Annotated in this window: 22 protein-coding genes, 1 pseudogene and 1 riboswitch; of the genes and pseudogenes, 21 read left to right on the forward strand and 2 right to left on the reverse strand. The window is 47.7% G+C overall.

Annotated elements, in window-relative coordinates; genetic code table 11:
• Positions 1 to 54: 54 nt before the first annotated feature.
• The 6 genes from DW819_RS00005 to DW819_RS00035 all read left to right on the forward strand — a co-directional run bounded on the left by DW819_RS00005 (position 55) and on the right by DW819_RS00035 (position 4,823).
• On the forward strand, positions 55 to 882 hold the full coding sequence (locus tag DW819_RS00005; RefSeq protein ID WP_147353149.1) for a hypothetical protein: 828 nt from the start codon (positions 55 to 57) through the stop codon (positions 880 to 882).
• 883 nt (positions 883 to 1,765) lie between these two features.
• Entirely contained in the window at positions 1,766 to 2,086 is a 321-nt protein-coding gene (locus DW819_RS00015; RefSeq protein WP_118731517.1) for a hypothetical protein, read from the forward strand.
• A 61-nt stretch (positions 2,087 to 2,147) separates the two neighbouring features.
• The gene (locus DW819_RS00020; protein ID WP_118731518.1) at positions 2,148 to 3,023 is read left to right on the forward strand and encodes a hypothetical protein; all 876 of its coding nucleotides are present in this window, start codon (positions 2,148 to 2,150) and stop codon (positions 3,021 to 3,023) included.
• A 359-nt stretch (positions 3,024 to 3,382) separates the two neighbouring features.
• Positions 3,383 to 3,760 carry an AbrB/MazE/SpoVT family DNA-binding domain-containing protein gene (locus tag DW819_RS00025; RefSeq protein ID WP_347560138.1) on the forward strand — a complete coding sequence of 126 codons (378 nt, stop codon included), beginning with the start codon at positions 3,383 to 3,385 and terminating at the stop codon, positions 3,758 to 3,760.
• A gap of 2 nt (positions 3,761 to 3,762) precedes the next feature.
• A complete protein-coding gene (locus DW819_RS00030; protein ID WP_347560139.1) occupies positions 3,763 to 3,993 on the forward strand; it encodes a type II toxin-antitoxin system RelE/ParE family toxin in 231 nt (76 codons plus the stop codon).
• A gap of 431 nt (positions 3,994 to 4,424) precedes the next feature.
• Positions 4,425 to 4,823 carry a type II secretion system protein gene (locus DW819_RS00035; protein ID WP_118731519.1) on the forward strand — a complete coding sequence of 133 codons (399 nt, stop codon included), beginning with the start codon at positions 4,425 to 4,427 and terminating at the stop codon, positions 4,821 to 4,823.
• Between the two features lie 110 nt (positions 4,824 to 4,933).
• Here the strand turns inward: DW819_RS00035 and DW819_RS00040 are convergent.
• A pseudogene (locus DW819_RS00040) lies at positions 4,934 to 5,341 on the reverse strand (FKBP-type peptidyl-prolyl cis-trans isomerase); the annotation flags it as partial.
• Between the two features lie 197 nt (positions 5,342 to 5,538).
• A riboswitch (cyclic di-GMP riboswitch) is annotated at positions 5,539 to 5,614 on the forward strand.
• A 193-nt stretch (positions 5,615 to 5,807) separates the two neighbouring features.
• Here DW819_RS00040 and DW819_RS00045 point away from each other — a divergent pair.
• The 6 genes from DW819_RS00045 (at position 5,808) to DW819_RS00070 (ending at position 13,496) form a co-directional block, all read left to right on the forward strand.
• Positions 5,808 to 8,639, forward strand: coding sequence for a transporter substrate-binding domain-containing protein (locus tag DW819_RS00045; RefSeq protein ID WP_118731521.1), 2,832 nt, complete (start codon positions 5,808 to 5,810; stop codon positions 8,637 to 8,639).
• A 31-nt stretch (positions 8,640 to 8,670) separates the two neighbouring features.
• A complete protein-coding gene (locus DW819_RS15835; RefSeq protein ID WP_243025438.1) occupies positions 8,671 to 9,168 on the forward strand; it encodes a transporter substrate-binding domain-containing protein in 498 nt (165 codons plus the stop codon).
• A gap of 93 nt (positions 9,169 to 9,261) precedes the next feature.
• Positions 9,262 to 11,526 carry an ATP-binding protein gene (locus DW819_RS00050; RefSeq protein ID WP_243025440.1) on the forward strand — a complete coding sequence of 755 codons (2,265 nt, stop codon included), beginning with the start codon at positions 9,262 to 9,264 and terminating at the stop codon, positions 11,524 to 11,526.
• A gap of 147 nt (positions 11,527 to 11,673) precedes the next feature.
• Positions 11,674 to 12,195 (forward strand): hypothetical protein, encoded by a 522-nt coding sequence (locus DW819_RS00055; protein ID WP_118731522.1) that lies wholly within the window; start codon positions 11,674 to 11,676, stop codon positions 12,193 to 12,195.
• A gap of 42 nt (positions 12,196 to 12,237) precedes the next feature.
• The gene (locus tag DW819_RS00060) at positions 12,238 to 12,531 is read left to right on the forward strand and encodes a UxaA family hydrolase (RefSeq protein WP_118731523.1); all 294 of its coding nucleotides are present in this window, start codon (positions 12,238 to 12,240) and stop codon (positions 12,529 to 12,531) included.
• A 185-nt stretch (positions 12,532 to 12,716) separates the two neighbouring features.
• Complete coding sequence (locus DW819_RS00070) at positions 12,717 to 13,496, forward strand: UxaA family hydrolase (protein WP_118731524.1); 780 nt, start codon at positions 12,717 to 12,719, stop codon at positions 13,494 to 13,496.
• A gap of 53 nt (positions 13,497 to 13,549) precedes the next feature.
• Here the strand turns inward: DW819_RS00070 and DW819_RS00075 are convergent, their stop codons facing one another.
• Positions 13,550 to 14,404 (reverse strand): YitT family protein, encoded by an 855-nt coding sequence (locus DW819_RS00075; protein ID WP_118731525.1) that lies wholly within the window; start codon positions 14,402 to 14,404, stop codon positions 13,550 to 13,552.
• Positions 14,405 to 14,720: 316 nt separating this feature from the next.
• Between DW819_RS00075 and DW819_RS00080 the strand changes: the two genes are divergently transcribed.
• The 9 genes from DW819_RS00080 (at position 14,721) to DW819_RS00120 (ending at position 26,318) form a co-directional block, all read left to right on the forward strand.
• Entirely contained in the window at positions 14,721 to 15,401 is a 681-nt protein-coding gene (locus DW819_RS00080) for a 4'-phosphopantetheinyl transferase superfamily protein (RefSeq protein WP_207665283.1), read from the forward strand.
• Between the two features lie 35 nt (positions 15,402 to 15,436).
• On the forward strand, positions 15,437 to 16,141 hold the full coding sequence (pyrH, locus tag DW819_RS00085) for a UMP kinase (protein WP_118530803.1): 705 nt from the start codon (positions 15,437 to 15,439) through the stop codon (positions 16,139 to 16,141).
• A gap of 12 nt (positions 16,142 to 16,153) precedes the next feature.
• Positions 16,154 to 16,708, forward strand: coding sequence for a ribosome recycling factor (gene frr, locus DW819_RS00090; protein WP_118530644.1), 555 nt, complete (start codon positions 16,154 to 16,156; stop codon positions 16,706 to 16,708).
• 154 nt (positions 16,709 to 16,862) lie between these two features.
• A complete protein-coding gene (locus DW819_RS00095; RefSeq protein ID WP_118731527.1) occupies positions 16,863 to 17,591 on the forward strand; it encodes an isoprenyl transferase in 729 nt (242 codons plus the stop codon).
• Positions 17,592 to 17,605: 14 nt separating this feature from the next.
• On the forward strand, positions 17,606 to 18,406 hold the full coding sequence (locus DW819_RS00100; RefSeq protein WP_118731528.1) for a phosphatidate cytidylyltransferase: 801 nt from the start codon (positions 17,606 to 17,608) through the stop codon (positions 18,404 to 18,406).
• A 20-nt stretch (positions 18,407 to 18,426) separates the two neighbouring features.
• Positions 18,427 to 19,569 carry a 1-deoxy-D-xylulose-5-phosphate reductoisomerase gene (locus DW819_RS00105; RefSeq protein ID WP_118731529.1) on the forward strand — a complete coding sequence of 381 codons (1,143 nt, stop codon included), beginning with the start codon at positions 18,427 to 18,429 and terminating at the stop codon, positions 19,567 to 19,569.
• 1 nt (position 19,570) lies between these two features.
• Positions 19,571 to 20,638 (forward strand): site-2 protease family protein, encoded by a 1,068-nt coding sequence (locus tag DW819_RS00110; RefSeq protein WP_347560140.1) that lies wholly within the window; start codon positions 19,571 to 19,573, stop codon positions 20,636 to 20,638.
• 85 nt (positions 20,639 to 20,723) lie between these two features.
• The gene (ispG, locus tag DW819_RS00115) at positions 20,724 to 21,797 is read left to right on the forward strand and encodes a flavodoxin-dependent (E)-4-hydroxy-3-methylbut-2-enyl-diphosphate synthase (RefSeq protein WP_118731530.1); all 1,074 of its coding nucleotides are present in this window, start codon (positions 20,724 to 20,726) and stop codon (positions 21,795 to 21,797) included.
• A gap of 3 nt (positions 21,798 to 21,800) precedes the next feature.
• On the forward strand, positions 21,801 to 26,318 hold the full coding sequence (locus tag DW819_RS00120) for a PolC-type DNA polymerase III (RefSeq protein ID WP_118731531.1): 4,518 nt from the start codon (positions 21,801 to 21,803) through the stop codon (positions 26,316 to 26,318).
• Positions 26,319 to 26,353 lie beyond the last annotated feature (35 nt).

The raw sequence follows: 26,353 nt of genomic DNA on the forward strand, positions 1-26,353 counted from the left end.
AGTCCTATTTTCTTTGTGACTGTTGGTACGTTTCTGAAAAAATAATCAACACCTTTGCCATACAAGGATTATGCAAAAGGTTTTATTGAATTGGTATGGGCATATTATACAGAATATAAGAAGGGCAATATAAATCGAATTGATGGAATAATTGAATTTATGACAATCATTTCATGGGCAGCTATTAGACCAATTGAAGATACGCCGTTAGAAAACGGTGGTTTTAGTTATTATCGGGATGAAAGGTACTGGGCAAAGGCACGATATTATTACTCTATGTGGGATGGTTCTTTAAACAATGAAAATATATATAAGAAGGCATATATTTTCATAAACAAGAATGATATAAAAACGGTTAATATATATTGTCTTGCTATGAAAATATATGAAATTATAGCGAGAGATCCGACATATGATCCTGATGACGAAGATATTTTTAACAAATTAAATACGAACCAGGAAATATTAGATCTTTTGTGTAAGTTCCCCAATTTGTACAAAAAAATAATTTGTGATGAAATAGTACGTTCAGAAAATTATTTAGAAGAGACTCATGAGGAATCTTTGATTCAAATACCCAAAGTTCCGTTTAACAAAGTTTTCCCTTCGCTTTGTACATCACCGATATATGCCGGAGAAAAAGGAAAATTTGTTTCACGAGCACATGTTTTATACCAGATTCCGTGCACATATTTAGAGGTTCCAATAGAACGTGCACCTAAATATTTAATCACTGCATTATATTGGTATGTAAATGACAGGAACAAACAGAATTCTTTTTATGAGCTTTTTATGCATTATTTAAAGAGGGCAGGATATCTAAAAAATGGAAAGAAAAAAGATGGAAAAAAACGTATTCAGAATTCTATACAGACAGTATAACAAAATCAAATTTTGACAATATTATGCAATTTCAAAATGCTTCTCATGAAAAAGTATTGATTGGCCAGATTGTTCTCAAACTTAAATTAAAAATGAACGAGGCGGAGCGATTGTTTTGGGCAGATGGAAAAGTTTTAGTCAGTCAATATGGAGATGAGGACTATTTTATTGATACATTAATAAAATATGCTATTGAAAGATAAAGACGATGACATCTACTTTAACCCGGACGATTACCCGGACTACGACCTGGAGCCAACACCGGAAGAACTCAGAAAAGAATATATAGAATACCTAAAAGCAGACTTTATTGACTGTTGGCGGTATTTTAAAATTTTTGCCCCATTCTTTTGGCTACACAGAAGAATTTACCGGATATTACTGCATTTCCATATTATAAAAAGGAAAATTAGAAAAATATCCGTAGCTGAAGCAAACCAGATCCTTTGCGGGATGAGTTTGTATGAAGACGAAAGCAAAAAATCTGAAAAGTAAAAAGGTTTTATGAAATATATAATCCTCCGGGGAGGCTGCCTGATTAGCAGAAGAGGGGGAATTCCTTCTTTGTAGTATTAATGGTTTTGACAAGAGCCTCAGGATTGATCCTGGGGCTCTTCGTCGTCTTCATCATCATCAAAATAATCAGGGAGATTATCTTCGCAGGGGTTCCTGGAATCGTAATCTGCAAACATTTCTTCTAATATGCGAGAAAAGGGGCCATATCCCATGCTTTTTCATAGCTTTATAAAGTCTCCTTTCCGTTGCTATTTTTTTCATATATCTAATATGGAAAACGGCTGGCAAAATGAATTCAACTGAGGGTTCATTCACGGGAGTGATGGTTTGGGGTATGATGGGGGTAGATAGTAGGAAGGGGTGAGGAATGATGCAGGATGCAGATAAGAAAAAGATTTGTGACGCACTGGTGTACCTGATTGATCCGTATAGGATTGAAGCAATGCAGAGATATTTACCAGAAATCCCAAAGAATAAAATGCTGATGGAAAAATCATGCGATTTAGCTGATCAGGTGGAGGCACTTGCGCTGGGGAAAGAGCAGAAGGATACCATTAATAAGCTGTTGGCAACAATGGAAGATCTTCATGACACTCAGCTATCTGTGATTTATACAGCCGGCGTAATAGACGGGCTGGTCTTTTTAAAGGATCAGGGACTCTTAGATAAAGTTTTTAAGTACATGTAAACTAAGATATACACAAAGGATAAGGAGATTTACATTTGTTGAGAGTAATGGCTATCTGATTTTGACAGACGAAGTGATTTCTTCGGATTACAAGGATACCTGGAATGCGTTTACCGCTAAGGTTTATAACAAGTATGGTGATCTGCTGAACAGCAATGTTATTTCAAAACCAGCTTTTCTCCACATTGTGCTTCCGGAATACAAGGATGACGGCGGTTCTATCATGATTACCTTCTCGGCAACCGGTGATCCGCTTGAGCCGGAGGAGATCAGCCAGACACCTGCAAGAGTGGTATTCTCCGTAGATGGAGAGGATCTTGCGGAAGTTACGATTTCCGAGGAAGATCTTAGAAATGATGACGGATATGTAAGAAAGAGCGGTGTAGAGCTGCCGGAGACCTATAATGGCAACCTCGATAAACTCACCGTTACGGTTTACAATGAGGACGATGATAGCCTTGAGAGCACGATCGGAACGATCCGTGCGAATTACATGCAGATACACTTCCCGAAGTATACAGAGTATGGCTCAGAGGGCGGAGCTCTCACGGTTGTGTTCAGCTTTGTGAGCGTGGAAGATGAAAGTGTACTTGAAAGCGATGTGACCGATGCGGCTGACAATTCAACGGTTGAGATTGAAGATGAGCTGCAGCAGAGCAAGGATGAGACCGCTGATAGCAATGAGATCATCAGCTCTGATGACACTGACGACAGCGAAGATGCTTCTGAATCTGACGATGATAATGACCAGATAAAGGAAGAAGAAAAGTCTGAGGATGAAACTGTCGGCACAGACGAAGACACGAAGAACGGTTCTGAATCAGCAGATGAGAACGATGCTGAAGATGCCAAAGACGATGCAGATGAAGAGGAAGCGGAAGAAATCCAGACTTCTGATACAGATGCAGATCTTGCAGAAGAGATTGTCGAGGATTGACGGAACAGACCCGGAGATTCGGACAGGTATCTCAAAGCGATGAAACAAAGGTGAGAGATACAAAAAAATAAAAGAAACAAAGATATAAAGATATAAAAGCAGAGGCTTCATGGGATTTCAGAAGGATTCCGTGAAGTCTCTGTTTTTGTGTGATAGGAAATGGCATCCTACCGGACTGTGGAAATTTTGCAGTCTCTTTAATTTGACGCTTGATTTGATTGGGCTTCACGTAGGAGCAACAAATATCGCATCCGAAATAGTTTGACTTTGCTGTCGTGCAATATTATAATTAATACAAAGAAACAAAGAAAATTGAATACAAAGAAGTAAAATGCATATGATAATAAGGAGGTAATCGAATGTCGATGGCAGTTATGGAAAGAAGGAACACAAAAATGGCAAGAAAAGTGCTTAGTATTTCTTCGAAAAGGCAGATCACTATTCCACAGAAATTTTATCAGACGCTTGGTTTTGGCGATGAAGCAGAATGCATCATGCGCGGTGACGAACTTATCATTCGTCCTGTCAAAACCATAGCAGGTGGAGAATTTGCTGAACAAATTTTATCGGAACTGATTCAGGAGGGTTTTTCAGGCGAAACGTTACTGGCAGAATTTAAGAAACGTCAGGCACAGATTCGACCAGCAGCAGAAATGATGATGGCCAAGGCTGAAGATATTGCAACGGGTAAAGCAGAATACGAGACTTATGAGAACGTATTCGGATCGAAGGATTGAAAATGCTATCTGTACGATTCGATCCACCAGCTGCAAAATATATTAAGAAGCTCAAGGACAAGAAACTCAAAGCACTGTATCAAAAAGCTGTTGATGCAATCTGCGAAGACTATACGATCGGGAGCCCAAAAACCGGAGATCTGGCTGGTTTCTATGGGTATGACATCTACTATAACAAAACGAATTACGAGAATTGGCATATACCATTGAAAGAATTGATGGGGAACTCGTAGTTGTCGTTATGGCTGGAACACAGGAAAGGCTTCTTTTATATTTATGAACGTTTTAGGAAACGTTCGAACGTGTATATTTGTAACTCTTTTGTAGAGACTGTAATTAATTCTGTGTAAACTCTAAACGGAGCTATATATCCTCTTGGATTGATGTTAAAATAAATATCAATTCAGGAGGATTTTTTTGTGTCACAGTAATAAAAAATAGGCGAAGCCTATTTTTGTGGAACGAAGAAGATCAGATACTTTCTATGTTGCTGTCCAGCTGATAAAACTATATAGAATATGGCAAAAAGTGCAGAAAATACGTGTAATTTTACAAAATATTATACGAAATTTGGCAAAAATTTCATCAATTTACTAATTGAAGTTTTCTCATGAAATAAGTATGCTTAATGAAAATATATGCCAGCTAAACAGGAGGGACAGAAATGATCAGACAGAAGAAAAATAGTGGCTTTACACTGGCAGAACTATTAATTGTGGTTGCAATTGTTGGTATTCTTGTAGCAATTTCCATTCCGGTTTTCACTTCACAACTGCATAAAGCGAAGGTTGCAACGGATGAAGCAAACCTCAGAAGTTACTACTCGGTGTTGATGGCAGATTATCAGGCAACTGGGAAATATGATTATGATCCATCCATTACTGATGATATTTGGATTTTGCATAATACGATTAAGTACAAAGATGGAACAACAGTAAAACTGAAAGCAGGTCAGTTTTCTGTCATCCGCCCATCTGAGAAGAATCCATTCTACGGATATCAGATTCATTATTTCTGTCCAGGTGGATACTCAAGAACGTTTGGAGCAAGGGACAATACGTAAAAGGCAAGGCAGGTGCAACACATACCGTCCTCAACTTCAAATCTGTTTCTTCCCAGATCATACTACAAAAACAGCGGTGCATCTAAGCCCGCTGTTTTTTGTGTTTTCCGTTAGTTTACTTCTACCAGCTCAATTTTGAAATTCAGTTCCTTTCCTGCCATTTCATGGTTGGCATCGAAGGTGATGGTGGTTTCAGTCTTAGCTGTAACCGTTACCGGGAAATGCTGGCCATTCTGATTCTGCAGGTAAATGTGCTGGCCCACCTGCAGCTCCTCAGAACCCGGAAGATCCGCAATTTCCACATCGAAGATAGCATCCGGGTTTGTCTGACCGTAAGCTTCCTCCGGCATCAGGTGAATTTCTTTTACCTCACCGACTTCCATGTCTGCCACGGCAGCATCAAAACCCTGGATCATCTGACCTGCGCCGCAGACAAACTCCAGCGGCTCGCCGCGGTCGTAAGAAGAGTCAAACTGGGTTCCGTCGTTAAACGTTCCTTTGTAATGAGTGCGGCAGGTTTTGCCGACATTGCGTCCTGTAATAGCCATAATTGTGATATCCTCTCTCTTTTTTTGTGCAGCTTCCGTATCAGTATAGTAAACTTTAGGCAAAAAGAAAAGGACTTTTTGCGACATACTCCCACCGCTTTTTACATTTTTTTGCATTTGTGCGGAAAAATATAGACATGAAAAAATATGAAATGATATAATGAAATTAAATTTAGAAGCAAAGCAGGCGAAAGTCTGCGACGCAAAGCTAGAGGGCCTTTAAAATGGCAACCAGTTGCATGAAATGATAGTGTACACTGTCTGTATGGCGGTGTTTTTTATTGTCCTTTTGTATGGGAAAAAGTTGTGGACTCCTTTCAAGAAGAACGTTTATATCGGAATGATCGGATATTTTAACAGCAGCAGACGGGATTCCATAAAGGATATAGCTGCAGGGGATATACAATAAAAAGGGGACGGAGCATAAGGAGGAAGAATGGACAGAGGGACAGAAAAACGGATAAGAAAAACAGATAAGAAAAAAAGCGTATGGCTTAGTATTTTGGTACTGATTATGCTGCTTTTGGTACCGGCTTCTGTTCATGCGTCTGAAATGAAAAGCAATGGAAAAACAGCTCAGGCAATGGAGAAAGAAAATAAAACCGTGAGAGTTGGCTATTTTCCATATGCCAATTTTCAGGAAGGCGGTTATGGGGAACACAAGCAGGGAGCAGGCTATGAGTATCTCCAGAGAATTTCTTATATAACCGGCTGGAAGTATGAATATGTCTATGGCTCATTTAAAGAGTGTCTGGATATGCTGGCAGATGGAGAAATAGATATACTTGGAAGTGTCAGTTATACACCGGAAAGGGCAGAAGTGATCAGTTTTTCTGATTATGCGGAGGGAACAGAACGATATTGGATCTATACCAGGGAGGATCATTTGAACCTTACGGATGGAGATTTAAAGCAGCTGAATGGCTGCCGTATCGGCGTTGAGGATGGAAGCTATCAGAAAAAAAATCTGGAAAAATGGCTGGACAGCAATCAGCTTCATGCAGAGATTGTTGTCTGCAAAGGCTATGATGAAATAATAAAAAAACAGGATGCAGATGAACTGGATGCATTCGTGATCCCGGCACTGTCTGTCGACAGTGATTTTATTGCAATTGCTAATATCGGTGTAAGTGACTGCTATTTCGGTGTATCAAAATCCAGACCGGATCTGTTAAAGGAATTAAATTCTGCCCTGGAAGAAATCAACAATACAAAAACGGACTACAGCAGCAAGCTGTATGCCCGTTATGAAGAGAAAGCAGCCATAAATTATGCACTAAATATGGAAGAAAAACAATGGCTGGCTGCCCATGAAAATACCATACGTGTGGGGTATCTAAAGGATAATCTTCCTTTTTGCGGTGAAGAAGACGGGAAACTGACAGGAATTCTCGGAACCGTTCTGGAGACTGTTCAGAAAAAATACGAAGTCACGATCAAGGCAGTTCCCTGTTCCACGGGCATACAGATGAATGAGGCATTGCAGGCTGGTGAAATTGATATTGCCGGTCCTATCATTCAGGATTTTTATACGCAGGAACAGTTTCAGGTAGTTTTGACCGATAAAATCTTTGATATCACGCCGGTAGTTATTTACAAAGGAAATGACTACAGCAGCAGTCTCTCTGCAATCGCAGCAACAGAGACCTCACTGTATTCTGAATTGATGGTGTCCCTTCTTTTTCTGGACGCCGAGATCAAACAATATGATACACAGGAAGAATGCCTGGAGGCAGTAGCAAACGGAAAAGTGGGAGCAACTGTTATTCCGTCTTCCAAGATCAATCTTCTGAATGAAAGTTCATTGACCAAAAGTCTGTCATTTGCAGAGATGGCAAAACGGCAGGAATTAGGAATGTTTACGACGAGAGCAAACAGAAGAGCAGCTACCATTATCAATAAAGCAATTGATCAGTCCTCCGATATTCTAAATGGCGTTGTCCTTGCACTGAATTCTGTTTCAGAAAAGAAAATGACCCTGCAGGATGTCCTTGCAGAGTATGCCGGTTTCGTGACCGGAATTTCCTTTGCGATTATTTTTGTACTTCTTCTTCTGGTTTATTCGCTTTTGGCAAGCAGAAAAAAACAGATGGAAGCGTTGAAGGAAGCACAGAATGCAAATGCGGCGAATATTGCGAAAACAACGTTCCTGAATCACATGTCCCACGACATCCGGACACCGATGAATGCGATCATCGGATTTACCGATATTGCCTTGAAGCTGAAACCGGACAGGGAAGTGGAAAATTATCTGAAAAAGATCAGGCAGAGTTCCGAATATCTGATGACCCTGATGAATGATGTGCTGGATATCAGCCGCATTGAAAGCGGTAAACTGGAATATAAACCAGTGCCGGTGGATTTGGGGGATATGGTTAATACGGTTTTGTCGATTGCAAGAGGCTATACGGAAAACCGCGATCTTATTTTTACGGTTTCAACAGAAAAACTTAAAAATCCTTATGTGATGGCAGATGAACTCAGGATCAGGGAGGTATTGCTCAACATTATCAGCAATGCAGTCAAATTTACAAAAGATGGAGGTACAATTTCATTTGCTGCTGAAAGCCGTCCGGGTAAAGATGAGCAGCATATCATTGTGCGCTTACGCATATCAGATACCGGAATTGGTATGAGCGAGGAGTTCCAGACCAGAATATTTGATGAGTTCAGTCAGGAAAATAACGGAGCAAGAACCAGCTATAAGGGAACCGGACTGGGAATGGCGATTGCCAAACGGTATGTAGATCTTATGGGTGGAAAAATTGAAATCAGCAGCAGACAGGGCGTTGGCTCGACATTTACCGTAGAAATCCCATTGCTTATAGCAGAACATGTGCCAGCTGAAAAGGAAGAAAAGCTCAAAAACGATATTGATGTACGTGGTTTACATGTCCTTTTGGCAGAGGACAATGATTTAAATGCAGAGATAGCCGTAACTCTATTGGAAGAAAAAGGGATGATCGTAACCAGGGCTGTCGATGGAAAATCTGCGCTCACGCAGTTTTGCAATACAGCACCGGGGACCTTTGAGTTGATCTTAATGGATATCATGATGCCGGAAATGAACGGATATGAAACAACAAAAGCCATAAGGAATATGCCGGATCGCCCGGACGGAAAGAAGATTCCCATTATAGCAATGACAGCGAATGCATTTGCAGAGGATATACAGGCAGCTTTGGATGCCGGGATGGATGGTCATGTGGCAAAGCCGGTCGATATGAGTGTGTTACTGTCTGTCATCACAAAATATATAAAACGATGAAGAACCTGGCGGTTTGAGGGAGAAAACAACAATGTATAAACGTAGAAAAAGAACAGCCGTACTAGGTGCAGGTGTATTTGTGGTTTTGGGAATGTGGATACTATTTTCTGTACATTGCTGGGCTGCTGAGCCGCAGTATGATGACAGGCAGCAGATCATCCGTGTCGGTTCCTTTGAGGATACCTTCGATTATGTTGATGAGTACGGGGTTAGACGCGGCTTCGGCTACGAACTCATGCAGGCTCTGGAAGGCTATACCGGATGGAAGTTTGAGTATGTGAAATGTGACTGGTCCAACTGTTTTGATAAGCTTGAAAACGGTGAGATCGATATCATGGGAGATATTTCCTATACCGATGAACGGGAACAAAAGATGCTGTATTCGGCGGAACCGATGGGGGAGGAAAAATATATCCTCTATGCTGATCTATCAGATACCGATGTCGTGACATCGGATTTTCGGTCTATGGACGGGAAACGCGTAGGCGTGCTCTTAGGTACAGAGCCTGAAGTCATGCTGACAGAATGAGAAAATAAGAATGGCATACATACAGAACACGTAAATGTATATAATAATGCCGATGTCGAAAAGAAATTGGCGGATCATGAGATTGATTGCTTTGTGTCTCTGGAGGAATCCTTCTGGTCGGAGCAGGGAATCTCATCCGTTGCCACGGTTGGCAAATCCGGCATATATTTTGTGATAAACAAAGAGCGCAGCGATATCAAGGCGGAGCTGGACTGGGCTATGCGTCAGCTGGAGCAGGACAGTCCGTTTTTCCGGGCAGATCTGTATAAGAAGTATTTTGCGCTTGATTACAGCCAGAGTCTTACTGGCAAAGAAAAGGCATGGCTGGAGGAGCATGGCAGCATCCGGATCGGATTTATGGACAATGCTCCGTCGGTTTTTTCCATGGATGAAGAGACCGGCAGTCTTGCGGGTACGCTGTCGGAATATATTTCTTATGCCGTAGACTGTCTGGGGAATCAGACACTGAAATTTGATATACAGGCATATGAGAATTATGAAGAAATGCTTCAGGCCTTACAGGATCACGAAATTGACATGATTTATTATGTCGGCAGAAATCCTGATTTTGCAGAGAAACATGGCTTTACGCTGACAAATGCAGCCTGGACCTACAGCCTGATGGCGGTAACGGATGAACCGCATTTTAATGAGAATGAAGTGTATACAGTCGCTGTACCAAGGGAAAATGAGGCCTTAAAACAGCATATTGTGTTCAGCTATCCTCAATGGAGACTGGTCGGTTGCGATTCGCTTCCGGATGCTACAGATATGCTCATGAATGAAAAGGCAGACTGTTTTCTCCTGGGAACCAGTAAAGCACTGAAATATGATAATCGTCGAGATTTCAAGAGCATTCCGCTTACAAAAACAATGGAGGCCTGCTTTGCCGTGAGAAACGGAGAGGGAACTCTTTTGACGATACTGAATAAAACGCTGAAGACCATGCCGTCTGATATGCTTACGAGTGCACTGGCCATCTATGACAGTACGACGGATAAAGTGACATTTTCGGATTTCATAAAAGACAATCTTCCGGTTGTGTTTGTCACTTCCGGATTATTTACACTCAGCATAATTGGTGTGATTCTTGTATTTTTGAGAAAGGCCAGGAAGGCAGAAGCTTCTGCAAAGCTTGCGGCAGATGATACACAAAAGCTGAATGACAGGCTGGAAACCGCCCTGAAAAAAGCAGAGGCGGCCAGTCTCGCAAAGACCAGTTTTCTTAACAATATGTCGCATGACATCCGAACTCCTATGAATGTCATTCTGGGCTATGCACAGCTTATGGAGGAGGAGCTGAAAGAAAAGGACCTGCCGGAAACAAAAGAACATCTGGAAAAACTGCAGCAGTCCGGAAAGCTTCTTCTGTCCATCATAAATAATGTACTTGATATGGCCAGGATCGAGAGCGGGAAAATGGAGATTGATGAGAGCTATAGCCGGATTGAAGATATCCGTCAGTCTGTGTTTACAGTTTTTGATGCCGAAGCAAGGAAAAAGAAGATTGCTTTTCGTTACTCGGTGAATGTAGAGCATGAGCATGTACTGACGGATGTTACCAAGGTAAAAGAGATATTTGTCAATATCCTGAGTAATGCCATGAAATATACTCCTTCCGGTGGCTCTGTTACGGTAAGCCTGGAGGAACTGCCATGCGATGAGCCTGGATACATGATTATGAGAACCAGGGTAAGCGATACGGGAATCGGTATGAGTCAGGATTATCTGACAAGGATTTTCGAAGCCTTTACCCGTGAGAAAAACACCACAAGGAGTAAAATTGCTGGAACCGGACTTGGAATGTCCATCGTAAAGAGATATGTGGACCTGCTTGGTGGAACAATACAGGTAGAGAGCGAGCTCGGAAAGGGCAGTACCTTTACTGTTACGCTGAAACACAAAATAGCAGATGAAAGCTTTTATGAAAACAGGAAGATCGAAAATCCGGAAACAGGCACGGAAATCCTGGAAGGCAGGAATATCCTTATAGCAGAGGATAATGATCTGAATGCGGAGATTGCAGAGGCAATCCTTAAGCGTGCCGGTCTGAAAATAGAGCGCGTGGTGAATGGCATTCAGTGTGTCAACATGATAACAAAAATGCCGGCGGATACCTATGATATGATCCTCATGGATATCCAGATGCCTGAAATGGATGGCTATGAAGCAGCACGGGCAATCCGGCAGCTGCCGGATCGGGAGAAGGCATGTATCCCGATCATTGCAATGACGGCAAATGCATTTGAGGAAGATAAGAAAGATGCCATGGCAGCCGGAATGAACGGTCATATGGCAAAGCCGATTCAGGTAGAACAGCTGCTGTCGATGTTAGCGGAAATGATGTGCAAAAAATGATACCTTTTTTGGCTGTGGTTGCCCTCCTGACCATTCTCTGCTATGATAGAATACAGTATGTGCCTGCGGGCCAGCTGATGTTTTTTTGATAATTTGATATGATTTAGGTGGAAAATTCAAAATTCAGGAGAAGAAGGATCAGAAAACATGCAGAAAAAAATGGAATTAAACAGTGACATGCGGGTTTATTTTGACATGGACGGAACGATCGCAAAATGGTGCGATGTCCCTGTTGAGGAAAGCAGAAAGCCGGGATATTATGCAGATCTGGAGCCGGAAACGGAGCTTCTGGATTTTATGCGCGCAGCCATGAAGCGAGGGGAAGATATTTATATTTTGTCCTCATACTACACGGACACCAGAGCATTGCTGGAGAAGAAAAAATGGCTGGATCAATATCTGCCGGAGATTGATTCCGCGCACTGTCTCTTTGTGCCGTACGGAAAGAATAAGGCAGAGTTTATCGAGGCAATGCTGCATCGCAGGCTCAGCCGGGCAGATATCCTGATCGATGATCATACACCGAATCTGCACCGCTGGGAAGCAGCGGGCGGTACCGGGATCAAATGGCTGAATCAGGTCAACGGAAACAACGGCCGCTTTGAGGGCGCCCGGGTGGGCAGCGCAGAGGAGCTCAGGGCAGTGCTGGACAACGCTTTGCAGGGCTAAGTTTGATATAACAAATCAGAGACATATTTTGGAGGGTATTGCATGATGGGGGAGAAACAGATCAACGCAATGATCATAAATGAGAAGGATCATGTGATCATGACAACAGAAACCGTAAAGAAAGGGCAGACGCTTTGCTACAGGGATACAGGCGGTTGTCACACACTGACAGCCCTGGAGGATATTCCAAAGTATCATAAGGCAGTGGTGAAAGCGGTCAAACGCGGAGAACAGGTGCTGAAATACGGGGAAAATATCGGCCACGCGCTGGCGGATATCGAACCGGGGGCATGGGTCCATACACACAATCTGAGCGACTATCCAGAGGAGGAATGATATGAAATTTCAGGGGTTTGTGAGAGAAAACGGACAGGTAGGAATTCGGAATCATGTGGTTGTAATGCCTGGAGTGATCTGCGCAGAAATGGCAGCCAAAAAAATTGCCTCCGAATGCGGGGCGGTGTTTCTGGCAAATCCCATAGGCTGCGGTTTAAATCCAAAAGATATGACGGTCATGCCAGATGCAGAAGGAGGCAGATGCAGTACCCCGGACCGAAGCAGATCTGTCAGATCTGATCCTGGGACTGGAATGCGGCGGCTCCGATCCAACCTCCGGCTTCTCTTCTAATACGGTGCTGGGGCTTGTCACCGACGAGGTGATCGATGCCGGCGGTACCGCGATCCTGAGCGAGACCGTGGAGTGTATCGGCGCGGAGCATATTCTGCGTCAGAACGGAAGAACTCCGGAAATCGGAGAACAGATTTACCAGGCAATTCTTGACTGGGAACAGAAACGATATGAGGAATCAGGGCAGGATGTGCGGTGCGGAAATCCGTCGCCGGGAAATATGGCCGGCGGCATTACCACACTGACGGAAAAATCGCTCGGCTGCATTCATAAGGCCGGCTCCAGACCCTTTGACGGCTGTTTTGAGTATGGACAGTGGATTGACAGAAAGGGGCTGTATTTTGTGAATGCGGCAGCTTCCGATGTACTCAGTGTCACAGCGTTAGCTGCAGCAGGAGCCACGCTGGTGGCGTTTACCACGGGTCTTGGCAATCCGATCGGCAATCCGGTCACGCCGGTGGTGAAGATTACCGGCAATCACGATACGGCGGAGGCTCTCTGCGAAATCATTGATATCGACACCAGTGCCAGCATACGCGGCGAGAAAAGCCTGCCGGAACTGAAATCAGAGATGCTGTCCGTCTTCGCAGAGGTCATGAACGGAAAGAAGACCCGCGCAGAAGAAAACGGGGCAAATGAACTAAGCATCAATCAGTGCTATAGCTATGCATAGCCCGTTCCGGGTCCCGTCATGAAAAGCTCCTTTGTAATGGTTGGGAAAGAACTTTATCGTTTGGGCTGGTAGCGCATGTCAGATACATTGTAGATGGTGATGAAGGCCAGCGGGTCTTCCCGGCTGATGTAGTTCATCAGCTTCTGGTATTCGCTTTTGTCGACAATGGTGATGATCTCGTTGTGTCGTTCCATATTATAAGCACCGATGGCCTCGTAGATCGTGGCACCGCTGTGCAGATCCTCCACAATAAAGCGGCGAAGCGCCTCCTCCTTTTTTGTGATGATGCAGACGCGCCGTTTTATATTATGGCTGAAGATGAAGTGATCCAGGATGATACCGTTAAAGTACGTGCCGAGAATGCTTAAAACGACCGTTTTCTTGTCGTAGACCAGGGCGGCGGAAAGAGCAACGCACATGCCGGAAAGTGACATGGCCCGTCCCAGGTCCATGTGCAGGTATTTGTTCATGATCTTGGCTACGATATCCAGGCCGCCAGAAGAGGCATTGCGGTTAAACAGAATGCTTAAGCCGATGCTGACCACCAGAATATAGCAGAGTACATCCAGCTCCTGGCTGTCGGTCAGGGAACCGATGGCCGGAAATGCCTTTTCAAACAGGCCGAGAAACAGCGGCAGCATGACGCTGGTGTATACGGTCTTTGCTCCGAATTCTCTGCCGCAGGTAAAGAATCCGATGATGAGGAGCACTACATTCAGGATCATGGTAATAGCGGAAAGCGGAAGAGGGATAAAGTTGGAAAGCACAATACCGAGACCGGAAATGCTGCTGACAGAGGCATGGCTTGGCAGCAGGAAAAAATAGACGGCAGCGGCAATGATGGCGACTGCGGCGGTGAGGATGACGGTCTCTTTGATCAGGGAAGACCAGGAATGTTGTCTGTTCATAAGGAACCTCCGGAACGTTTCGAAATTTTCCTGCTCATTTTATCACAGGATGGGACTGCTATCAATAGCCGGAATACACTGGTTGGATGGATTGCATAAAAAAAAATGACAAACTTTGTCAAGTTTGTGCACACTTTTTGATTCCGGTATGATACTATAATGGACGTAAACCCCCCAATACATTATATAGTTTTTGCAACAAAACGAAATACCTTCTCCTGAAATGACCGGTTCCCCAACCGGTCATTTCGCATATATAGAAATAGTTTGCGGGAACATAACCGGATGAATGGAACAGAAAGCGGCAGGGAATAACATGGAAGTATATGTATCTGTGATGTGTGTGGACGCAGCACTTACAATAAAAGAAGAAGCGGATTTAAAAGGACGTCTTTCCGGGGCAAGACAGGAAAAAATAGAGAGGCTCCGCTATGCTGCGGACCGGCGTCTGTCCCTGGGGGCAGGGCTTCTTCTGGACCAGGGACTGAAACGGTTTGGACTCCGGGAACGGACAGAAGCCTTCGGAACGGTGGAAAATGGGAAACCGTGTCTTTTGCATCACCCGGAGATCCAGTTCAATCTTTCTCATTCCGGTTCTATGGTCATGGCTACGTTTGCTTCCTGTCCGGTCGGCTGTGACGTGGAAAAGAAGCAGAAGGCACGCATGGACGTGGCAAAACGGTTTTTTGCACCGGCAGAGCAGAGGGTCCTTTGGGCGGCGGAAACAGAGGAAGAACGGGATATGCTGTTCAGCCGTCTGTGGACCTTAAAGGAGAGCTATCTGAAGGTGGGAGGTCAGGGTATGGCTATGGCGCTTGACAGCTTCACGATCGTACCTGGCGCGCAGCCGGTCCTGGCCGGACCAAAAGAAGACAGGTATCGTTTTCAGGAGTTTTCTCTTCCGGACTACTGCGCCTCCGTGTGCGTGCAGCGAAGCAAAGAAGGAAATGGGGAGACGTTTTTTTTCTCTTTTCAAAACCTGGAAGATATGGTATGATACCGATAGAGTTTAAAAAGGAGACGTATGACCATATGGACATGAAACGAGTGTTTTTGAAGTTAAGCGGTGAAGCACTTGCCGGACCGAAAAAAACCGGTTTTGACGAAGATACAGTCAAAGAGGTTGCCAGACAGGTGAAGATTTCCGTCGATGCAGGCGTGCAGGTCGGCATCGTCATCGGAGGAGGCAACTTCTGGAGAGGACGCACCAGTGACGCGATCGAGCGCACCAAGGCAGACCAGATCGGTATGCTGGCTACCATCATGAACTGCATTTATGTTTCAGAGATTTTCCGCAACGCAGGCATGAAGACCGAGATCCTGACCCCGTTTGTATGCGGCGCGGTAACGGAGCTTTTCTCTAAAGATAAGGCTAACCGCTATTTTGAGGAGGGCAAGGTAGTCTTCTTTGCAGGCGGTACCGGACATCCGTATTTCTCTACCGATACCGGCATTACCCTGCGTGCGGTCGAAATGGACGCAGACTGCATCCTGCTTGCAAAATCCATCGACGGTGTCTACGACAGTGACCCGGCAAAGAATCCGGACGCAAAGCGTTACGATACCATCAGCATTCAGGAGGTCATCGACAGGAAGCTTGCGGTAGTAGACCTGACGGCATCCATCATGTGCCTGGAGCACAAGATGCCAATGGCAGTATTCGATTTAAACGAAAAAGACAGCATTGCAAACGCAATGCAGGGCAAAATAAACGGTACGATCGTGACCGTCGACTAACAGGAGGAAACTATGCAGGAACACTTAAAGTTATACGAGGACAAAATGGAGAAATCCCTGGACGTGCTGCTTGACGAGTACGCATCCATCCGCGCAGGCCGTGCCAACCCGCATGTACTGGACCGCTTACGCATTGACTACTACGGAACCCCGACCCCGATCCAGCAGGTCGGCAACGTAACCGTTCCGGAAGCACGCATGATCGTGATCCAGCCGTGGGAGAAGAGCCTGTTAAAAGAGATTGAGAAGGCAATCCTGGTTTCCGATCTGGGCATCAACCCGACCAACGACGGCAACGTGATCCGCCTGGTATTCCCGGAGCTGACCGAGGAACGCCGTAAAGATCTTGCAAAGGATGTCAAGAAAAAAGGCGAGGGCGCTAAGGTTGCGATCCGTAACATCCGCCGCGATGCTATGGACAGCATCAAGAAAATGGAAAAAGCAGGAGACATCTCTGAGGACGATTTAAAGCAGGGTGAAGAGAAAATCCAGAAAATCACCGACAAGATGATCGAAAAAGTGGACAAGGCCATTGAGACAAAGACCAAGGAGATCATGACTGTCTAGTCCCTGGGATTGAATGAGCGTAAAGAGGGGAAGAGCGATCTTCCCCCTTTTCATTGTTTCACAGGAAATCGCGTCCCGTGAAACTTCTTTGCTATGTACATCGAACAGGCACCGAAGGTGCGCCTGACGATTCTGGAGATATGGAGGAATAGAAATGTCTGAACAATTAGATGGAATGGTCATTCCGAAGCATGTGGCCATGATTTTGGACGGCAACGGCCGCTGGGCGAAAAAACGCGGTCTGCCGCGTTCCATGGGCCATAAGGAAGGCTGCGTAACGGTAGAGAAGACCGTTGAGATCGCTGCCCGCCTGGGAATTGAATACTTAACCGTATATGGTTTTTCTACAGAGAACTGGAAGCGTTCCGCGGAAGAGGTGGGCGCTCTGATGCAGCTGTTCCGCTTCTATATGGTCCGCCTGCTGAAGGTGGCTTCCGCGAACAATGTCCGCGTGAAAATGATCGGAGACCGTACCCGCTTTGACCAGGATATCATTGACGGCATTAACCGTCTGGAATCTGAGACAAAGAACAATACCGGCCTGACCTTTGTCATTGCCGTAAACTACGGCGGCCGGGACGAAATTACCCGCGCCGTGAAGAAACTGGCTGCGGACTGTGCGGCCGGAAAACAGGATCCGGAGGAGATTACCGAGCAGGTTGTGGCTTCCTATCTTGATACTGCCGGCATGCCGGATCCGGATCTTCTCATCCGTACCAGTGGCGAGCTCCGCCTTTCCAACTATCTGTTATGGCAGCTTGCATACACAGAAATTTATGTGACCGAATGCCTGTGGCCGGATTTTGATCAGGAAGAGCTGGAGAAGGCGATCATGGCCTACAACCGGCGTGACCGCCGCTACGGCGGAGTCAAGCAGGCATAAAAGGAGGGGACCGGATGTTTACAAAACGGCTGGTAAGTGGTATTATTCTCGTCATTCTTGCTATTATAATAGTAGGAAAGGGCGGAGCACTGCTGTATGGTGTTACAGCGCTGATCTCCCTGATCGGCCTGTTTGAGCTGTACCGGGTGCTGAAGATTGAGAAAAATGCCATGGGCGTGGTGGGCTATATTACAGCGCTTTCTTATTACGGACTGGTATGGTTCGACGGCCATCACTATGTGACTTTGATGGCAATTGCGGCTCTTATGGTTATGATGGCAATCTATGTTTTTACCTTTCCGAAGTACCGGACAGAAGAGGTGGCAGAGTCCTTTTTTGGTGTGTTTTATGTGGCTGTGATGCTGTCATATCTGTATCAGGTCCGCGCGATGGGCGACGGAAGGTATCTGGCATGGCTGATCTTCTTAAGCTCCTGGGGCTGCGACACCAGTGCCTACTGTGTCGGCATGCTGCTCGGGAAGCATAAGCTTGCACCCGTGTTAAGCCCGAAAAAATCCGTGGAAGGTGCTGTGGGCGGCGTAGCCGGCGCGGCGCTCCTGGGCTTTTTATTTGCAACGGTATTTGGCGGAAAGATGACGGAGCTTATGTATCCGCGTCTGGCCTGCACCCTGGCCTGTGCCATTGCGGCTGTCATCTCCCAGATTGGCGATCTGGCGGCATCTGCGATCAAGCGCAACCACGATATCAAGGATTACGGCAATCTTATCCCGGGACACGGAGGAATCCTGGACCGTTTCGACAGCATGCTGTTTACGGCTCCGGCAATCTTTTTTGTCCTGCTGTTTCTGCCGTAGTATAAATGAGGAGAGTACAAATGAAACGTATTGCGATTTTAGGTTCTACCGGCTCCATCGGTACGCAGACCCTGGAGGTTGTAGAGAATAATCAGGATATTCAGGTAACGGCCCTGGCAGCCGGAAGCAATATCAGACTGTTAGAAGAACAGATCCGCAAATTCCATCCGACCCTGGCCTGTGTCTGGGATGAAAAGAAGGCTGCGGAGCTGAGAACGAACATTGCGGATCTTTCCGTAAAGGTAGTGAGCGGCATGGACGGCCTGTTAGAGGTGGCGGTACAGCCGGAGGCAGAGATCCTGGTCACTGCCATTGTCGGCATGATCGGCATCCGTCCTACCATCGCAGCCATGAAGGCAGGAAAGGACATTGCACTGGCAAACAAGGAGACTCTGGTCACTGCAGGACATATCATCATGCCCCTTGCAAAAGAGGTGGGTGTGAAGATCCTTCCGGTGGACAGTGAGCACAGTGCTATTTTCCAGAGCTTAAACGGCGAGGATAAAAAGGCTATTGACAAGATCCTGTTAACGGCCTCCGGCGGTCCGTTCCGCGGCTGGACAAAAGAACAGCTGGCCGGTGTGCGGCCGGAGGATGCGTTAAAGCATCCGAACTGGACGATGGGACGCAAGATCACCATTGATTCCTCCACCATGGTCAACAAGGGACTGGAGGTTATGGAAGCCCGCTGGCTCTTCGGTGTGGAAATGGATCAGGTACAGGTTGTGGTACAGCCGCAGAGTGTCATCCATTCCATGGTGCAGTTTGCGGACGGCGCAGTCATTGCGCAGCTCGGCACTCCGGATATGAAGCTGCCGATCCAGTATGCGCTTTATTACCCGGAACGAAGATTTTTGCCGGGAGAGCGTCTGGATTTTGCGAAACTGGGAAGCATTACCTTTGAAGACCCGGATATGGAAGTATTCCGCGGCTTAAAGCTGGCTTACCGGGCCGGAAAGCGCGGAGGCTCCCTACCGACGGTCTACAACGCGGCCAACGAGTACGCGGTAGGAAAGTTCTTAAACCGTGAGATTTCCTATCTGACCATCATAGATATGATCGAGGGTGCCATGGAGCATCACAAGGTTGTTGAAAACCCGGATGTGGACGCGATCCTTGCAGCTGAGCGGGAAACCTATGAATATATAGAAAGCAGGTGGTAGTGTGCTGAATATTCTTGCAGCAGTGCTGCTGTTTGGATTTATTGTACTGGTGCACGAATTCGGACATTTTCTGCTGGCGAAATGCAGCGGAATCGGAGTTGTGGAATTTTCTGTGGGTATGGGGCCGCGCATTTTCAGTGTGGAAAAAGGTGAGACCCGGTACTCCATCAAGGCGCTGCCTTTTGGCGGTTCCTGCATGATGGTGGGGGAAGACTCAGAAAACCCGGATCCGAAGGCCTTTAACAATAAGCCGGTGTTATCCCGCATCGCGGTCATTGCGGCAGGACCGGTATTCAACTTTATCCTGGCATTTCTGTTTGCCATGCTCATTGTGGCGCAGATCGGCCACGACGCGCCGGTACTGACCGGTGTCATGGAGAAAAGCCCGGCCGAGGAGGCAGGACTTCAGGCAGGAGACCGCATCACAAGGATCAACGGACGCCATATCACGGCATACAGGGATATCATGCTGTATACCTTTTCCCATCCGGGACAGGAGATGAAGGTCTCCTTCACGAGACCGGCGCAGGAGGGTACGGCAGGAAGCGATGGAGCGACCAGCGGATTTGTTACGCTGACCCCGCGCTTCAGTGAGGAATATCAGTCCTATATGATGGGTGTGCAGTTTGGCGGATATCAGAGGATTCATGGAATCGGTCAGCTGATCCGTTACAGTGCCTATGAGGTGAAATACTGTGTCACTTCTACCATTGACAGCCTGGGCATGCTGTTTCGGCATCAGATCCGTGCAGACGAGGCTGTGACCGGACCGGTCGGTATTGTCAATATGGTTTGCGAGACCGTCCAGGAAAGCCGCCAGATCAGTGCCCGCGCGGTCGTGCTCACACTGGCCAACTGGGTGCTTCTCTTAAGCTCCAGCCTTGGCATCATGAATCTGCTCCCGATTCCGGCACTGGACGGCGGACGCCTGGTGTTTCTGCTCATTGAGCTGGTTCGGGGAAAGCCGGTGGACCCGGAAAAAGAGGGCATGGTGCATATGGCCGGCATGGCGGTGTTAATGGCACTGATGATGCTGGTATTATTTAACGACATCCGCAATCTGATGTAAAACAGGAGCGGACTGGAAGGCTGCGGAATGTGTCGGTGACACGTTTCAGGCGGCAATATTGCTGATAAAAGAAGGGGAAGAGCATATGGAACGGAGAATGACAAAGGAAATCCGGATCGGAAACCGGAAGATCGGCGGGGGAAACCCGATCCTGATCCAGTCAATGTGCAACACCAAAACAGAGGATGCCGCGGCAACCGTGGCACAGATTTTAAAGCTGGAGCAGGCAGGCTGCGACATAATCCGGGTGGCGGTGCCGACTATGGAAGCGGCAGAAAGCCTGAAGGCCATCAAACGCCAGATCCACATTCCGCTGGTGGCGGACATTCATTTTGATTACCGTCTGGCTATTGCTTCCATGGAGTGCGGAGCAGACAAGATCCGCATCAATCCGGGCAATATCGGAAGCGCAGAGCGGGTGCGGGCTGTGGTGGATAAAGCGAAGGAATACGGTGTGCCGATCCGTGTTGGCGTTAACAGCGGCTCCCTGGAAAAGCCGCTCATTGAAAAGTACGGCGGCGTGACCGCAGAGGGCATTGTGGAGAGCGCACTGGAAAAGGTAAGCATGATCGAGCAGATGGGCTACGACAACCTGGTCATCAGCATCAAATCCTCTGACGTTCTCATGTGTGTGAAAGCCCATGAGCTTATCAGCAAAAAGACCGATTATCCGCTCCATGTGGGTATTACCGAGTCCGGCACCTTAACCTCCGGCAATATCAAATCGGCTGTAGGTCTGGGCATCATTCTGCATGAGGGCATCGGTGATACGATCCGGGTATCCTTGACCGGTGACCCGGTAGAGGAGATCAAGTCCGCAAAACTGATCTTAAAGACTCTGGGGCTCAGAAGGGGCGGTGTGGAAGTGGTTTCCTGCCCGACCTGCGGAAGAACGAAGATCGATCTCATCGGCCTGGCAAACCAGGTCGAAAATATGGTAACAGAATTTGACCAGCTGGATGTGAAGGTAGCTGTGATGGGCTGTGTGGTCAACGGACCGGGTGAGGCAAAAGAAGCAGATCTTGGCATCGCGGGCGGCTGCGGAGAAGGCCTTCTGATCCGGAAGGGCGAGGTTATCCGCAAACTGCCGGAGGATGAGCTCCTTTCAGCCCTTCACGCAGAGCTGACGGCACTTGCGAAGGAACAGGGGAAGTTGTAATACATGAAAGCATTTTTGGAAGTATTTCCGGGATTACATATGACAGACCAGATGCAGGAGCTTTTAACCCTGGTAAGCGTGGACCGTGTGTCTATGACCAGGGATAGAAGCTCTCTTCGTGTTTATATCGTAAGCCCGCGCCTGATCGACAAGCGGAACATCTGGTCACTGGAAAAAGGAATAAGAGAACAGCTCTTCCCCGGAAAGCAGATCCAGATCCGCATTTTTGAGAAATACACGCTGTCGGAGCAGTACACGCCGGAAAAGCTTTTGACGGCCTACCGGGACAGTCTGCAGGCAGAGCTGAAGGAGTACAGCATCGTAGAGTATGCCATCTTCCGAAAGGGTCAGTGTACCTTTCCGAGGCCGGATCTTCTGCATATGACAGTAGAGGACACCATGGTGAACCGCGATAAGGCCGGGGAATTAAAGCGTGTGCTGGAAAAGGTATTCCATGAGCGCTGCGGGCTGCCGGTGGAGGTGGAGTACGAGTATGTAGCTCCAGTACGTGCAAAGGCATCTATTCAGAGAGAGCTGCAGGCCCGGCAGGAGGCGGAGCGCATGACAGCCAGGGCTGTGGCAGGAATGCAAAAGAGTGAAGGCGGCAGGGATCCGGGAGCCGTTCCCTCGGGCAGCGCCGGGAAGACAGATCCGGGTGCAGCAGGAAAGGCAGCGGCAAAAAATACGGCAGGAAATCCGGAAGGAAAGACAGCAGGAAATGCAACAGGAGGAACTGCTCCGGCGGGCAGATCCGGCGGCAAAAAAGAGTTTAAGAAGAATGACTGGAGCTCCGGCGGCTACCGCAGGAAATCCGATAATCCGGATGTTCTGTTCGGCCGTGATTTTGAGGATGACTTTATCACCATTGAAAAAATCGAGGGTGAGATCGGTGAGGTAACGGTGCGGGGCAAGATTCTGGATAAGGACAGCAGGGAGCTGCGCAGCGGAAAGACCATCATCATCTTTCATATCACGGACTTTACCGATACGATCACGGTCAAGGTCTTTGCCAATGAGGATACGCTGGAAGATCTGAATGCCGCGATCAAGCCGGGGACGTTCATCCGGCTCTGCGGCATGACAACCATCGACCGGTTTGACGGCGAACTGACCATCGGTTCTGTGCGCGGCATCAAAAAGGCAGAGGATTTCACCAGCAAACGTATGGATCACAGTCCGGTGAAGCGCGTGGAGCTCCACTGTCATACCAAGATGAGCGATATGGATGGTGTTTCTGATGTGGCGAGCATCATCAAAAAGGCCAAGGAGTGGGGGATGGAGGCCCTGGCAGTCACTGACCACGGCTGTGTGCAGGCCTTCACGGAGGCAAGCCACGCCCTGGATAAGAACGATCCGTTTAAGATGCTTTACGGTGTGGAGGGCTATCTGGTAGACGATATGAAGGACCTGGTTGAAAATCCGAAGGGACAGACCTTTGCGGATTCCTTCGTGGTGTTTGATATCGAGACCACCGGCTTCAGCCCGGAGAAAAACAGGATCATTGAGATCGGCGCGGTTAAGGTGGAAAAGGGCGTGATCACGGACAAATTCAGCACCTTTGTAAACCCGGATGTGCCGATTCCGTTTGAGATTGAGCAGCTGACCGGGATCAACGACAACATGGTGCTTCCGGCACCGAAGATTGACGTGATCCTGCCGCAGTTCCTCGCGTTCTGTGAGGGCTGCAGCCTGGTAGCGCACAATGCCTCCTTCGATGTAAGCTTTATCTCTCAGAATGCGGCGCTTCTCGGACTGCCCTTTGACCCGACTGTGCTGGACACGGTGGCCCTGGCGAGACATCTGCTGCCGAACCTGAACCGTTTCAAGCTGGATACGGTGGCAAAAGCCTTAAATATATCCCTGGAAAATCATCACCGGGCGGTGGACGATGCAGGCTGCACGGCAGAGATTTTTGTAAAATTCATTGAAATGCTGAAGGACCGGGGCGTGGAGGATCTGGAGCAATTAAACCGGATGAGTACGCTGAGCCCGGACATGATCAAAAAGCTGCCGACCAACCATATCATCATCATCGCGAAGAACGAGGTGGGACGCATCAATTTATACCGGCTGGTATCCTGGTCCCACATCGATTACTTCGCGAAGCGGCCGCGCATTCCGAAGAGTGTCTTAAGCAAGTTCCGGGAGGGACTGCTCATCGGATCCGCCTGTGAGGCAGGCGAGCTGTACCAGGCGCTGCTTCGCGGACTGCCGGAGGCAGATATTATCAAGATCGCGAATTTCTACGATTTCCTGGAGATCCAGCCCCTTGGCAACAACGCGTTCATGCTGCGGGATGAAAAGAGTCCGGTGAAGACAGAGGAGGACCTGAAGGATTTAAACCGCCGCATCGTAAAGCTGGGCGAGACCCTCGAAAAGCCGGTCTGCGGCACCTGCGATGTGCATTTTCTGAACCCGGAGGATGAAGTCTACCGCCGCATCCTGATGGCAGGCCAGGGCTTTTCCGATGCGGACCAGCAGGCGCCGCTGTATCTGAGAACAACGGAAGAAATGCTAAAGGAATTCGACTATCTCGGTCCGGATAAGGCGGAGGAGGTCGTCATCACCAACACCCGCATGATCGCGGATATGTGTGAGAAGATATCACCGGTGCGCCCGGATAAGTGTCCGCCGGTCATTGAAAATTCCGATGAAACACTGCGTAAGATCTGCTATGACCAGGCCCATGAGATGTATGGAGAGGATCTGCCGGAAATCGTATCCGCAAGACTGGAAAAGGAATTAAACTCCATCATTTCCAACGGCTTCGCCGTGATGTACATCATTGCCCAGAAGCTGGTATGGAAATCCAATGAGGACGGCTATCTGGTTGGATCCCGAGGCTCCGTAGGCTCCTCCTTCGTGGCGAACATGGCGGGTATCACCGAGGTAAATTCCTTAAGCCCGCATTATCTGTGCCCGAAATGTCATTACTCGGATTTTGATTCCGAGGATGTAAAGAAATTCTCCGGCATGGCAGGCTGCGATATGCCGGACCTGCGCTGTCCGAAGTGCGGTGCCATGATGTCGAAGCAGGGCTTTGATATCCCGTTTGAGACCTTCCTGGGCTTTAAGGGAGATAAGGAGCCGGATATCGACTTAAACTTCTCCGGCGAGTACCAGAGTAAGGCTCACGATTACACGGAGGTTATCTTTGGAAAGGGACAGACCTTCCGTGCGGGAACCATCGGCACCCTGGCGGATAAAACAGCATTCGGTTTTGTGAAACGTTACTATGAGGAGCGGGGCGTCCACAAGCGTAACTGCGAGATTGACCGGATCGTGCAGGGCTGCGTAGGCGTGCGGCGTACCACCGGACAGCATCCGGGAGGCATCGTTGTTCTGCCGATCGGAGAGGAAATCTATTCCTTTACCCCGGTGCAGCGTCCGGCGAACGATATGACCACATCCACGGTAACAACGCATTTCGATTACCATTCGATAGACCACAACCTGTTAAAGCTGGATATTCTGGGACATCAGGACCCGACCATGATCCGCATGCTGCAGGATCTGACCGGTCTGGACCCGGTAAAGGACATTCCGCTGGATTCCCCGGAGGTGATGTCGCTATTCCAGAACACCTCGGCCCTTGGCATCACGCCGGAGGATATTGGCGGCTGCAAGCTGGGCGCGCTGGGTATTCCGGAGTTTGGTACGGACTTTGCGATGCAGATGTTAATTGACGCACAGCCCAAATACTTTTCCGATCTGGTCCGCATTGCCGGCCTGGCCCATGGAACCGATGTATGGCTGGGCAATGCGAAGGACCTTATCTTAAGCGGACAGGCCACCATCCAGACTGCAATCTGCTGTCGAGATGATATCATGGTATATCTGATCCAGATGGGACTGGAGGAAGGACTTTCCTTTACCATCATGGAGAGTGTTCGAAAGGGTAAGGGCTTAAAACCGGACTGGATCGAGGAAATGAAGAAGCACGATGTGCCTCAGTGGTACATTGATTCCTGCTTAAAGATCAAGTACATGTTCCCGAAGGCCCACGCGGCAGCCTACGTTATGATGGCATGGCGTGTGGCGTACTGTAAGGTATTCTACCCGCTGGCCTATTATGCGGCCTTCTTCAGTATCCGCGCCAACGGCTTTTCCTATGAGCTGATGTGCCTGGGCCGGGATAAGCTGGAGTATCATTTGGCGGACTTTAAGAAACGTTCGGACTCCCTGTCCAAGGCAGAGCAGGATACCCTGCGCGATATGCGTATCGTACAGGAGATGTATGCCCGGGGCTATGACTTTATGCCGATCGACATATACCGTGCCCAGGCAGACCGGTTCCAGATCATCGACGGCAGGCTCATGCCGTCCCTAAGCAGCATTGCCGGACTGGGACTGAATGCGGCAGAGGGTGTGGTGTACGCGGCCAAGGATGGCCCGTTCCTCTCCAGAGAGGATTTCCGTGCCCGCACCAAGGTCAGCAAGACTATCTGTGACCTGATGAGTGATCTGGGGCTTCTCGGAGACCTGCCGGAGAGCAATCAGCTGTCGCTGTTTGACTTTTAAAAGACCCATCATAGTTTATAGAAGATAAATAACGA

It is taken from the genome of Clostridium sp. AM33-3 (assembly GCF_003480315.1).
Lineage (GTDB): Bacteria > Bacillota > Clostridia > Lachnospirales > Lachnospiraceae > Brotaphodocola.